This window comes from Streptomyces sp. NPDC041122, assembly GCF_055592445.1.
The window spans coordinates 452,955-465,375 of record NZ_JBVIYQ010000003.1 but is presented as its reverse complement, the minus strand read 5'-3'; the positions used below and the strand labels follow the sequence as shown (position 1 = coordinate 465,375).

General features: G+C 70.9%; 10 protein-coding genes and 1 tRNA gene. 8 read left to right on the top strand and 3 right to left on the bottom strand.

Going from position 1 to position 12,421, the window contains the following annotated elements; genetic code table 11:
* Nucleotides 1-108: 108 nt before the first annotated feature.
* Nucleotides 109-267 carry a hypothetical protein gene (locus ACZ6B8_RS14420; protein ID WP_471086908.1) on the bottom strand — a complete coding sequence of 53 codons (159 nt, stop codon included), beginning with the start codon at nucleotides 265-267 and terminating at the stop codon, nucleotides 109-111.
* 281 nt (nucleotides 268-548) lie between these two features.
* Here ACZ6B8_RS14420 and ACZ6B8_RS14415 point away from each other — a divergent pair.
* From ACZ6B8_RS14415 to ACZ6B8_RS14400, 4 genes are all read left to right on the top strand, one after another.
* A tRNA-Gly gene (locus tag ACZ6B8_RS14415) sits at nucleotides 549-619 on the top strand.
* 184 nt (nucleotides 620-803) lie between these two features.
* Nucleotides 804-1,151, top strand: coding sequence for a transcriptional regulator (locus tag ACZ6B8_RS14410; RefSeq protein WP_471607409.1), 348 nt, complete (start codon nucleotides 804-806; stop codon nucleotides 1,149-1,151).
* Nucleotides 1,148-1,819 carry a nucleotidyl transferase AbiEii/AbiGii toxin family protein gene (locus tag ACZ6B8_RS14405; protein WP_471607408.1) on the top strand — a complete coding sequence of 224 codons (672 nt, stop codon included), beginning with the start codon at nucleotides 1,148-1,150 and terminating at the stop codon, nucleotides 1,817-1,819. The genes ACZ6B8_RS14410 and ACZ6B8_RS14405 overlap by 4 nt, the downstream gene beginning before the upstream one ends.
* A gap of 137 nt (nucleotides 1,820-1,956) precedes the next feature.
* Nucleotides 1,957-2,145: a hypothetical protein gene (locus ACZ6B8_RS14400; RefSeq protein ID WP_471607407.1), complete on the top strand. Its 189-nt coding sequence runs from the start codon at nucleotides 1,957-1,959 to the stop codon at nucleotides 2,143-2,145.
* Between the two features lie 46 nt (nucleotides 2,146-2,191).
* On the opposite strand, the gene ACZ6B8_RS14395 is transcribed toward ACZ6B8_RS14400, so the two are convergent.
* Entirely contained in the window at nucleotides 2,192-2,881 is a 690-nt protein-coding gene (locus ACZ6B8_RS14395; protein ID WP_471607406.1) for a hypothetical protein, read from the bottom strand.
* A 238-nt stretch (nucleotides 2,882-3,119) separates the two neighbouring features.
* Between ACZ6B8_RS14395 and ACZ6B8_RS14390 the strand changes: the two genes are divergently transcribed.
* Nucleotides 3,120-3,800: a DUF4232 domain-containing protein gene (locus ACZ6B8_RS14390; protein ID WP_471607405.1), complete on the top strand. Its 681-nt coding sequence runs from the start codon at nucleotides 3,120-3,122 to the stop codon at nucleotides 3,798-3,800.
* Nucleotides 3,801-3,807: 7 nt separating this feature from the next.
* Here ACZ6B8_RS14390 and ACZ6B8_RS14385 read toward each other — a convergent pair whose 3' ends face one another.
* On the bottom strand, nucleotides 3,808-6,948 hold the full coding sequence (locus ACZ6B8_RS14385) for a hypothetical protein (protein WP_471607404.1): 3,141 nt from the start codon (nucleotides 6,946-6,948) through the stop codon (nucleotides 3,808-3,810).
* A gap of 533 nt (nucleotides 6,949-7,481) precedes the next feature.
* On the opposite strand from ACZ6B8_RS14385, the gene ACZ6B8_RS14380 reads away from it, so the two are divergent.
* From ACZ6B8_RS14380 to ACZ6B8_RS14370, 3 genes are all read left to right on the top strand, one after another.
* A complete protein-coding gene (locus ACZ6B8_RS14380) occupies nucleotides 7,482-8,489 on the top strand; it encodes a helix-turn-helix domain-containing protein (protein WP_471086891.1) in 1,008 nt (335 codons plus the stop codon).
* 406 nt (nucleotides 8,490-8,895) lie between these two features.
* Entirely contained in the window at nucleotides 8,896-11,088 is a 2,193-nt protein-coding gene (locus ACZ6B8_RS14375; RefSeq protein WP_471607403.1) for an McrB family protein, read from the top strand.
* On the top strand, nucleotides 11,085-12,398 hold the full coding sequence (locus ACZ6B8_RS14370) for a 5-methylcytosine restriction system specificity protein McrC (RefSeq protein WP_471607402.1): 1,314 nt from the start codon (nucleotides 11,085-11,087) through the stop codon (nucleotides 12,396-12,398). The genes ACZ6B8_RS14375 and ACZ6B8_RS14370 overlap by 4 nt, the downstream gene beginning before the upstream one ends.
* Nucleotides 12,399-12,421: the final 23 nt, after the last annotated feature.

Here is a 12,421-nt window from a genome sequence, read left to right as displayed (position 1 = left end):
TGCGGTTCGCTGCTGCCGCTCCCCGGTCGGCCCGAAGGCCGCCGCTGTCGCTACTGCTTCTGCTTCAGCTACTGGGCTACTGAGCTACTGAGCTACTGAGCTACTGAGCTATTGCTTCTGCAGGGACACCGGCACGGCGTGCCGGAGCCGGGCGCAGCGCGGACAGCGGATGAGCCGGCCAGGACCGAGCCGGTCCGCCTGCTGCATCGGGAACGACGTGGTGCTGAAGACGTGCCCTTCGGCACATCGGACGACGGTGCGGTCCATCAAGTCTTCGAGTCCCTTCCCCGGTCGTGGGTGAGCTCGTACGTACCCGTACTCACTCGTCTCTCGCTCGCCTCCGAGCCGACGACGAAAGCCCACATTACGGTATGAAAGGGACGCCGCTCCAGGCGGCACGACCGCGAGCTACGGTACGCCCCAACTCCCTTCGGCCGCACGGCGCATCCACCCCGCGGACAGCACTCGGGCCCCGCGGCGAGAGCGCCCGGGGCCCGTGATGGGGTAGAGTGTGCGACGGTACGACACCGCTTACGGCGGCGTATTTCGCGGGTGTAGTTTAGTGGTAGAACATCAGCTTCCCAAGCTGAGAGTGCGAGTTCGATTCTCGTCACCCGCTCTTGAATCAAGGCCCAGGTCATCGACCTGGGCCTTCTTCGTACGTCTGGACCGATCAGTGGGCGCGTGCCGTTCGGGGACAAGCGAGCAGGGGCCCGTCGACGCAGCGGAAGACTCCTGGGGAGAGCGTGCGCAGCCGGGCGGATCACAGAGCCTGTCGCGGGCCTTTCCTGGATAATCGGCGTATGGCAACGCAGCCCGGACCCACTGATCTTCGCCGTGCCAGGTTCGCTCGGCGTGCGCCTGCAGCCCTCTCCGAGCTCGCAGGCCCGCGGCACGGAACCGTGACCCTGCCGCTGCACCTGACGTGGTCGGGGCTGACCACGTTCGATCTCGATCAGCCGCGCCTGCGGATGAGTTACTACCGGATCGTCCTGGCCGAGGGCCTGCACGACGACCTGGTCCGGTTCCTCAACCACGACCTTCTGGTCAGCCTATGGCCCGTACTGCGCACGCTGATCAGCCGTGACCTGCGGGAGGTGTGGGAGAGCTCCTTCGAGGAGCTGGCTCACGACGCCCGGGACGCTGCGTGAACCTCACGGATCTGCACCGTCGCCTGCTTGCGGATGTCCTCGACGTGGGCGGTGTCTACCCTCTGGCGCTCACGGGCGGCTACGCGGTCCAAGCACATGGGTTGGTCGACCGTCTCAGCCAGGATCTCGATGTGGCGACCGAGAACCCGGAGCGCATGGAAGACATTGCCACGGCCGTGTGCACCGGCCTGGAAGAGCGTGGATGGCACGTGCGAGCGCTGGAGACAGACCCCCTCTCGGCACGGCTCATCGTCACCGATCCCACCAGCTGTGAGGAGTGCGAGGTCGACGTCCTCAAGGAGACACTCTGGCGGCCTCCGGTACACACCGAGCACGGGCTGGTCCTGTCCCTCGAAGATGTCGTCGGCACCAAGGTTCGCGCCTTGGCCGACCGGGGACTCGCCAGGGATCTGGTCGACGTCAAAGCTGCGGCGAACTCCTGGAGCAACATCGAGCTGGAGGAGCTCGGTCGTCGCCACGCCCGCGACTCCTTCGACCTGGGCGAGCTGCAAGCACGGCTGGGCGGGGCCGACTGGATCGACGACACGGAGTTCGCCGCCTACGGGCTCGACGAGCCGGTGATCGCCGAACTGCGTCGCTGGGCACAATCCTGGGCCGACGACATTGGAGAACGCCTCCACGAACTGCGTGCCCCACACGAAGACTGAGGCCGGGACGAACGTGGGCGTCGTCGCCGATGGGTCGGCGGTGCTTATCGGGTCGCCGGGTGGGCTCCGCGTCCGTATGGTCTGCGGCGGGGGCCGTGAGGTGGGGGCGGCGTGATCTGGGTGGGGGCGGCAGGGCCGTGAGCAAGAGACGTTACGTGGCCAGAGGTGTGCCGGGGGGTTACCGCATCTGGGACCACCGGCGCCGTGGGTGGTGGGGCGATCATTACGAGCTGTGCCCCGACGATCTCTTGGCCGAGCTCAATGGTGAGGCCGACCAGGCGCGGATCATCGCGCTGATGAGGCGGTACCGGGCGCTGAAGCGGTAGCGGGACCCCGCCTCCGCGTACACGGAACGCTCGGCGCGGTGAGGCGTCAGGCGTTGATCGTTCGTAGGAAGTGGTCCGCGTCGGACGGGCCCGTCAGGTGGCCCAGCTCCAGCCACGAGCCGTCCCTGAAGCGGAGCTTGAACGTGGCGAAGCCGCGGGGCTGGTTGGGGTCGCCCTCCGCGTGCGCCTCGCTCAGGGGGAATTCCGCCACCTTCCGGAAGTCGTCCGCCGCGGTCGGGAACAGGCGGCGGCCCGGCGACGCCGTCACGTGGATGCGGTCCTGCGTCAGCAGGATCAGGCGGGTCTTGCTGGGTGAGTCGCTGTACCAGCGCAGCAGCAGACGGCCCGCCGTCAGGGTCCAGTCGCCGTCGAAGACAGGGGGAGGGGGCGGGGTGCCCTCCGGCCCGCCATCGGCGTTAGCGCCGCGCCTGGCCGACTTGTCTTCGCGGCCCCCGCGCTTCGGGAACCTCCACCAACCCGGCTCCCCCCTCAGCGCCGACCCCAGCCTCTCGGCGAACTTGTCGAGCAGGATGTACGGCACCACGAGGAAGAAGAACACCACCGCCCCCGCGTACACCAGCCAGTGGTGCCGCGACTTCAGCCGGCCCTTGCCCGCGGCGCGGTGAACCTCCTTGGGCGGGGCGGGGATCGGCTTGTGCAGCTCGCACCAGACCAGGGCCTTCGGGTCCTCACCCAGGATCTTCCGTGCCCGTCGCCGGACCTTGCGCTTCGCCATGGTGGTGATCTTAGGCGGGACGAGACGGGGCAATGCGGGTGGGCAGGGTCGCATCGGCGACAGCGGTCGGTCCCTTGGCGAGCTGTTTGACCGGTTCGTCCCTACGTGCGTAACGAGCATGTACTAGGGGTGAGGTGCGGGGAACGGTTGTACGGGGACTCCGTGTCCTCGTACTCAGTAACGTTCGCTCCCCCACGAGCAGCGCCGTTCCCGCCCCCTCCCCCCAAGGAAGAACATCATGCGCGCCAAGAAGCTCACGCTCGCCGCCCTCGCCCTCGTCGCAGGCCTCTCCCTCACCGCCTGCCAAGGTGACGACGACTCCACCGCGAGCGGGAGCGCGGGCGCGAACGGAGGCGCGGAGAGCTCCGACTCCAACTCCGGCCCCGGAGCTGGGTCCGAGACCGGCGCCGGGTCCGACGCCGGCTCCGGGGGCAACTCCGGCACCTCCGGCGGCCAGGGCGGCAACGACTCCCCCTCCGCCGGTTCCGCCGACGGCAGCGGTGGCGGGCAGATCACCGCCGGCAGGTGCAAGACGGCCGACCTCGCCTTCGGCACCGCCCACGGCATGGGCGAGGGCACCTTCATGGTGAGCCTCAAGAACACCGGGGGCGACGCCTGTTCGCTCAAGGGGTTCCCCGGCGTCGACCTCAAGGCGGACAGCGGCCCCGGAGCCATCGGTGCCGAGCGCAGCGACCTCGCCGCGCCCGCCGTCGCCCTCAAGTCCGGTGAGACGACCCGCTTCACGCTCCACTACCCGCGCAACGACACCGGCGGCTCGGGTCTGCACATCACCACCCTCGTCGTCACCCCGCCCGACGAGACCCACTCCAAGACCCTGCCGGTCGACATCAACCTCCCCACCACCGACAAGTCCGTCGCGACCGTCACGGTGGACCCGGTCGGCACCGGTAAGCAGTAGCGCGGAGCTACGTCACCTGGCGCCGCCTGCCCCTGCGCGGCATCCGCTCTTCGGTGGCCCGTCCCCGTGCGGCGCTGGGCTGCCAGGGGCCCGAGACGTCGCCGTCCGCGGTCAGGCCGTAGCGCGGCAGGTGGGCCCACCGTGCGTCCGCGTGGCTGTGCAGACGGCCCCAGGGGACCAGCGCCCCGCCGTGGCCCGCGTCCGTGGCGGCTCTGTACAGGCGGTCGGCGGCGCTCACCGCCCCCTGCCGGGCGTACAACTGCGCCAGCTCGGACAGGACCTCCACGTGTCCCGCACGGGCCGCGGCGCGGGCGTGGCCCTCCGCCGCTTCGTGGTCGCCCGCCTGGTGTCTGAGGCGGGCCAGCTCCCCGAGTGCCCGTGTCCGGCCCAGGTCTGCCGCGCGCCGGTAGAGACGCTCCGCTTCCGCCGTCCTGCCGTCCGCCTCCCACATCTCGGCGAGCTGCAGCAGCACCCGCCCGCCCCTCGCCGCGGCCAGCCGTTCGGCTCCGGGGCTGTCACCGCTCTTCTCCCTGCGCAGCACGAACTCGTTGAGCACATGGCTGTCACCGGCCCTCGCCGCGTGGAGCACGAGGGCTTCGGCGCCGCTCCGGTCCCCGGCCTCCTCACGCAGCCGGGCGAGGAGGACGAGGGCCCCCGAGTTGCCGGCCCGGTGCGCCGTGTGCGCCAGCCGCTCCGCGCCCTGGGAGTCGCGGCTCTTCTCGCGCAGCCACGCCAGTTCGAGGAGCGCGAAGGTGCTTCCGCCGTCCGCGGCCCCGCACGCCATGCGTTCGGCCTCCTCCCCGGCTCCCTCCTCCTCCTTCAGGAGGGCGAGGTGCGCCAGCGCGTCCGTGCTTCCGCCCGCGACCGCGCTCCGGTACAGCCGCACCGCCGACCGGCGGTCGCCGGCCTTCTCCCGCAGCCGGGCCAGCTCGGTCATGGCACAGACGCTGCCCCGGCTCACGGCGGTGCGCAGGAAGCTCTCCGCCCCTTCGCTGTCCCCCCACCGCCGCTTGAGCCGGGCCAGCTCCGTCAGGGCGAAGACGCTGCCCGAACCCGCCGCGAGATCGAGGACGCGCGTCGCGCCCTGCCGGTCCCCGTTCTGCCGGCGCAGACCGGCGAGCCTGATGGCGGGGCGCACCTTGCCCCGGTCGACGGCCATCAGCACCAGGCGCTCCGCCGCCTCGGCGGCACCGGACTTCTCCCGCATGCCCGCCAGCTCCGACAGGGCGTACGTACTGCCCGTGTTGGCCAGGGCCAGCAGGGCGAGCGTCTCGGCCTCCTCCCGGTGCCCCGCCTGCTCCCGGGACCGGGCGAGGCCCGCGTACGTCCTGATCATCCCGCCCGCGGCGGCGTTCCTCGTCAGCCGCTGCGCGCCCTCCTCGTCCCCGGCCTCCTGGCGCAGCTGGACCAACCGGGCCAGCGAGGTGCTGTCGCCCTGGGCTGCGGCCTGATGGGCCAGGTTCTCCGCTCCCGCGGGTTCTCCGGTGATCTGGCGCAGGCGTACGAGCTCCCAGCGCGCCCGGTCGTCGTCCCGCCACGCCGCCTCGTGGAGCTCCTTCGCCCGGTCGGTGTCGCCCACGCCTTCCGCCAGGCGGCCCAACTCGATCCGGACGCCGGTGTTTCCGGACGCCAGGGCCCTTCCGAAGAGCGACGCGGCGATCCGCAGCCGTCCCCTCGTCTGCGCGGCCCGCGCGAGCGCGACGCTGTCGTCCGTGTTCAGACCGTGCCGGATCGCCGCCTCCCAGAAGGAGGCCGGCGGGCACACGAGCCGCCGCTCCACCCGGCCGTGCTGTTCGAGGTAGTCGGCGAGCCGGTACGTCCGACCGGCGTCGTACGCCGGGCCGCCGCCGCACGTGCCGCCCCGTCGGGTGACCGGCGTCAGCGGACCGGGGACTCCATGGCAGGGCATGGCGCAGTACGCCAGGGCCTCCTCCAGCCAGTCGTTCCCGCGCAGGACGAGTTCCCGGTCCTTGAGGTAACCCCCGACGGCCTCGGCGAGGAGCTCGTGCGGGAGCACCGGGCCGTGCCCGAGCCTGCGGAAGTCCATGGCGGCGTGGACCAGAGCCTGTTCGACGGGCGACGCACACAGGTAGCGCCGCATGAGCTCCGGGACTCCGGCGAGGAACTGGGTGATCTCGCCGTCGCTGGCTCCCGCCAGAGCGCTGGCGAGGCGTGGGTCGTCGTGCGCCTTGCGCCGCGCCTGGAGCAAGTCGTGCTCGCTGAACGCCTTGGGGACCGCGATGCACCGGCCGAGCCCGGTGAGCAGCTTGCGCTGCTGCTCGAACCGGTCCTCCGCGCCCGTCCTCGACGGAACCGTCAGAGGTTCCCAGAACCGGGGCCAGATCGTGGCGAGGACCAGCACCGGACCGCGGCGCCCGTCGGTCAGGACCGACCGCAGGCTCGCCGCGATCCCCTCGGCCGTCCTCGGCTCGGGGGCCAGGAGGTAGTGCTGCGCCTCGTTCAGCCAGATCACCGTCTGCGGGCCGACGTCCGCAAGGTGCACCGAGGCCGCGTCCGGACGCGTCGGGTCGAAGGGGTGCCACACGCGCCACCCGGGGGGAAGCCGTCGCAGCACCTCCCAGCACGCCCGGGTCTTGCCGGTCGAGGACTCGCCGACCAGCGTGACCATGAGGCTCTCGCCGTCGATCGCCCGGTCCACCAGATCCGCCAGCTCCGCGTCGTGGTCCCTCGGTACGTAGGCGGGCAGTCTCGGAAGCGCGTTCTCGCCGGGCACGCTGATCGCCCGGTGGACCTCCAGGGCGAAGGGGTCGAGGCCGGTGACGAGGGTGCCCGGCGGCCGGGCCAGGAGGGCGGCGCTCCACATGCGCCGTACGCGGGTCGCCACGCGGTCCGGCTCCCGGCCCGCTCCCCGGGCCAGCAGGAGCGCGACGGAGACGACGTCCTCCTGTCCGGTCGGCAGCTCCGGCGAGCCGATGATGCGGTGGATGGTCGCCTTCGACGGGCTGCCCGGGAGAGCGTCGTCCTGGCCGATCTCGTCCGCCATGCACTGGGTCGAGGGCGTCCCGGCATCCACGTAGAGCTCGTAGACGTAGTCCTTCAAGTCGCGCAGCGGCGCGGGGGTCATGCCCGAGGGACGCGGGATCGGTCGCTGGCTCCCCTGCCGCGCACCACCCTTGTGACTGGTCATCGAAGCATCCTTGCCTGTGGGAGTCGCAGCCGTCCGTAAAGTCACGGAATCGGCCACGGGGGACGCGTGTGGCGAGCGGGGCAGTTGTACGGGGCAACCGCGAGGCGTCGTCCGGGGACCGCGGTTCTCCTGCGGCGTCCCCGCCCGTCAGGGAAACAGCGCCCTGAGGGCCCCCTCGGCGGCGGCTCCGATGACGGCGGACACGACGCCGCTCAGGAGGAACCCGACCAAGGTCAGTCGCTCACGACGGCTCAGCGGACGTCGGGGCATGGCGGCTCTCCCGTCTCGGTGCGAGCGGCCGGTCGGACGGCCGGCCACGCACCACTTTCGCGGACGTGAATGCGCTGTGGACGAGTTGAGACGAGAAGGCGACGGCCGACACGGCGGTCGGCCTCGGTTAGCGTGCTGTGTGGGCGTGCTGTGTGCCGCCCGCGCTTCATGTCCGGTTCCGGCGAAGGGCGTTGAGGTGGTGAGCGGGGGGAGCCGGCCGAGGGGGACGAGCAACGTACGAGCGTACGAGGAAGTGGGCAAGCATGATGCGAGCGAGCCTGTCCAGCGAGGCCGTGCCCCCGGCGGAGCGGTTCGACTGGTGGTACGGGAAGAAGTCCGCGTCGCCGATCTCGACGACGCTGCACAGCGACTTCACCGATGACTTTCCCGTCGCGGTGGACCACGTGGACCTCGGGGCGACGACCCTGACCACGATGGCGTACCCGTCGGCCGAGGTGCGGCGCACCGCGCGGCACATCCGTAGGGGTGACCCCGACAGTCTGCAGGTCTCCCTGACGCTTCAGGGGCTCAGCGGGTTCGAACAGGGCGGCCGCAACGTCCGGTTCGGGGCGGGCAACCTGCTCCTCTACGACTCCTCCTCACCCTTCGAGGGGTGGATGCGGCGTCTCGACGGCAGCGGCGCCCCGACCCGCAGCATCGTGGCCACGCTGCCCCGCCATCTGCTGCCCTTCCCGGCGGAACGGCTCGCCACGATCGTCGCCAAGCCGATGTCCGGGGAGGAGGGGTTCGGGGCGTTGCTCGCCCACTTCATGCGGCACGTCGCGGACGACGTGGGGCAGTTCGGGGAAGGGGCCGGCGCCTCCGAACGGCTCTCCCACACCCTCGTCGACCTGGTGGGGCATCTGGCCGCGCAGCATCTCGACCGCGAGCGCGAGCTGCCGCCGGAGAGCCGTCGGCGCACGCTGCTGCTGCGGGTGCAGAGCCACATACGGCGTCACCTACGGGATCCCGCCCTGAACCCCGACAGCATCGCCGCCGCCCACCACATCTCCACCCGCTATCTGCACCTGCTCTTCCAGGAGCAGGGGCTCACCGTCTCCTCCTGGATACGGCAGCTCCGCCTCGAACGGTGCCGGCGCGCGCTCGCCCACCCCGCCCTCGCCGCCGTGCCGGTCGGCGCGATCGCCGCCCGGTGGGGCTTCACCCGGCCCGCCGTCTTCACCCGCGCGTTCCGCGCCGCCTACGGGGTCACGCCCAGCGACGTACGCGCTCGCGCGCTGGCGTCCGGTGTGCCGCCGACCGTGCGCTGACGGTCAACGGGTGTGCGCTCCTGGTCAAGGACACCGGCCGAGGTGGCCGGAAGACTCTTGCCCGGCGGCGAGATCGGGGCCGGGAGCTCAGGGCTCCGGTTTCGGGGGACCGTCGCCCGTGCCCGCCGCCGCGCCCGTGACAACGGGGGAGGGCGCCGGGGCGCGCACGCCAGGTGGGCGGCGTGCCGGGCCACTTCTGCCCGGCACGCCGCCCTGGGGCCGGCCAATCGGCCCGGGCTCCGGGCTCGACCTCGGCTACGCCGCCGTCGGGCTCACAAGCCGCTCTCTTACGGGTCCGCCGGCACGGGAGCCTCCCCGCTCACCGCCTCTTGCCGGCGGACACCTGATCCCAACCAAACTTCATGCAACGCTGCGTGGGGCTCACGGGGTGCGAAAGAATGCCCGCATGGGTGAGGGTGGGGACTTCTTCGAAGGTCTCGCGGCGCGCGTCGCACGCTTCGATCACGATGCGGCCGAACGCGAAGCCGGTCGGGCGGAGCAAGAGCGACGACGGGTGCTGGAGGAGTTCCCGCTGAAGTCCTGGGCCGATCTGCCGCTGGAGCGATACGCGTTGGGGCCCGACTCCTACGGTGGCCCTCTGCACTCGTTCTGCCGTCTGCTGGAGTACGGAACCAACACCATCGGCAGCATCCGTGGCGGCAGTGCGGCGAAGCACATCGTCTTCCAGCACAGGACCGGTGAATGGCGGGTCGTCCCGAGCTCTCTGCGTGGACTCGGCGTGCGTGAGGCCTGGACGGAGGTGCGGGCCGAGTTCGTGAGCGCCTTCGCGGCGGCCGGCGAAGAGGCCTACGAACGCATCGACGAGCTGGAGTCGCTTTCGTACGGACAGGCTCTGACCACGAAAGCCCTGGCGATCTACTTTCCCGGCCAGTTTCTGCCGATCTTCTCCGCCCCGCACGTCCGTCACTTCACCGAGCTCTTGGGCCGCCACCCGAACCAGTACTCCTCAGGCGTACGGACCTGGCGGGCCAACCGTGAACTGCTCGAACTCGTGCGGAGGGTGCCCGAGTTCCATGGATGGAGTCCGCATGCGGTCATGCGGTTCCTGTACACCTTCCACGATCCCCGGCCGCGGGATCGCATGATCTGGAAGGTCGCGCCGGGCGAGCGAGCCATGCTCTGGAACGACTGCCTAGCCAACCGTCGCATCCGGATCGGGTGGGACGAGGTCGACAGCTTCGGACAGTACGAGAGCGACCAAGAGCTCAAGCAGTCCCTGGACGACCACTGGCCGTACAGCGCCGGAGGGAATCTACGGCTCGCCCGGCAACTGCTCGCCTTCCGCGACCTGGAGCCCGGCGATCTGATCGTTGCCAACCGGGGCAAATCCGAAGTCCTGGCGGTGGGCACCGTCACCGACGGCTACTCGTACGACGCGAGCCTGGAGGACCACCGGCACACCGTGGGCGTGGACTGGGACACGTCGTACTACCAGGTCTTCGACTCGCCCCGGCATGCCTGGCAGCAGACGCTCGCCAAGGTGTCGGCCACGCTATGGCGGGAGATCAGGGACGGGCGCAAGGCGGCTCTCGCCGAAGCGGACCATCCCGCACCGGGCGCCGGCAAGAGCACCGGTACGGGCCCCGAAGCCGATCGGGATGCGGAACTCCCCGAGCTGGTACGCACGGTACGGGATCTGCTCGCCCACAAGGGGCAGGTCATCCTGCAAGGGCCGCCGGGTACCGGCAAGACCCGCCTGGCCCTCAGCGTCGCTCTGGCCATGGCGGGTTACGGCGACCGCATCGACGCGCCGCCGGAGGACCGTGGCAAGGCGCTGGCCGAGTTGTCCGAAGTGCCGGAGGGGGCCTCGGCGGCCCGCCTCACTCTGGTGACCTTCCACCCGTCCTACGGGTACGAGGACTTCGTAGAGGGTTTCAAGCCGGACACGGCCGCGGATGGTGCCGGGCTCCATCTGAAAATGACGGACGGGCTGTTTCGACGGGTCTGCGCGGCGGCCACGGCGGCCCCGGACGACACCTTCTTGCTCGTCGTGGACGAGATCAACCGCGGGGACCTGCCCAGGATCCTGGGTGAGCTGGTCACTCTGCTGGAACTCGACAAGCGGGACTCCCTCTCCATCACTCTGCCCACGAGCGGGCGGCAGCAGATGGTGCCGGGGAACGTCCGGATCATCGGAACCATGAACTCCGCCGACCGGAGCGTCGGCCACATCGACTCCGCGATCCGGCGCAGGTTCGCCTTCCTCGACGTACCGCCGGATCTGGACGTGCTGGACGGCGAGGTCGAGGGCCTCGGACTTGCCGACTTCCTGCAGGGCCTGAATGCCAAACTCGATGTCGCCTTCGGGCCCGACCATCTGCTCGGTCAGGCCTATCTGCTCGCCGATGACCGGCCGCTCGTCACCGCGGAACAGCTCTCCAACGCCTTCCACCACGAGATCGTGCCCCTCGTGGCCGACTACTGCCTCGGCCAGCCCGACCTGCTCAGGAGCGTGCTGGGCTCGCTGGTGAACGACCGCACAGGGCGCGTCGTGCAGACCAACCCGCGGGATCTTCCCGGGATCCTCGCCGACGAGTTCGTCGCCAGGGAAGCCCTGGACGAGGTTTTGCACGGATGACACGACGCGAGGTGGTCCTCAAGGAATACGAGTCCGTCACCGTTCCCCGCTCCGAGCTGTACGGGTCCGACCTCGACCGGGTTCGGGCGACCACCGGCGTGGCCGTCACGGAGACCCGGACCGGATACGCACTCAAGGCAACGGCGACCACCGGGGTTCTGCAGCTCGATCGGATACGGCTGGTGCTGCGGCCCAAGTTCCAGATCGACGGCAGACGTCTGATCGACTGGCTCTGTTACGCGAACGATCGGCGCGAGCCGGACGAGACGCTGCGCAACTGGCCCATCGGCCGGGACGGATACGCGGGGCTCGTGCCCGCCGCCCTGCTCCACGAGTGCCGACTGTTGCTCGCGCGAGGACTGCGCCGGGACTACGTTCGACGGACCCGCGTCGACTCCACCCTGCGGGGGCGACTCGATGTGGAGGCCCAGGCGACCCGCTGCTACGGCGCGGTCGACCGTCTCCATCTCCAGACCTTCGAGTACGAGGACGGCGGCTGGGAGAACATGGTGTGCGGAGCCGCCCTGACCGTCGCGGCCCGGCGGTCCACGGACGCGCGGCAGACGAAGTGGCTGCTCGACGCCGCCGCTCACTTCCCGAGCCCGCCGCAGCCGCTCGACGCCCTCTCTTTGCTCGCCCGCGCCCGGTATACGCGCCTGAACACCCACTACCGGGCCGCGCACGCCTGGGCCAGGATGGTGCTGGGCGGGGGTGGCGTCAGCGACCTGCTGGAGCCGCACGGCTTCGCCGCGAGGAGTCTGCTGCTCAATCTGAACGTCCTGTGGGAGAACGTCGTCCGACGGATGGCCGTCGAGGCGGCCGTGCGGGTGGGCGGCAGGAGTGCCCGGCTGCACGAGGGGGCGATCAGGACGTTCGGGGGCCTCAACGACGGCGCTCCGCCGTTCCGGCCGGACGCCTTGCTGGCCTTCCCGCCCCCGGCCGGCGAGAGCACCGCCACCCGGTTCCTGGTCGTCGACGCGAAGTACAAGGGGTACGAGAAGAAGAACGTCTCCTCCACCGACCGACACCAGCTACTCACCTACATCGCCGGATACACCGACCCCGCCACCCCGCTGGCCCTCGTGGTCCATCCTTCGCCGGACGGCCCCGTGCGACGGGTGCTGCGGGTGGAGGGCCCGCGTGGGCGCCTGGGACTCATCGAGGTGCTGGGTCTGGATACCCGCGGCGCGCCGAAGGACGCCTCCGGGCCACTGCGCGAGGCGATCGCCGGGTTCGCGGGCGTGGGCGGCGCGGGACCAGCCGGGGCCGTCGCCCCGTCGGGGCCCACCGGCGCCGTGGCGCGGCGGTAGCACACGTCACGTCGGTAGCGCAC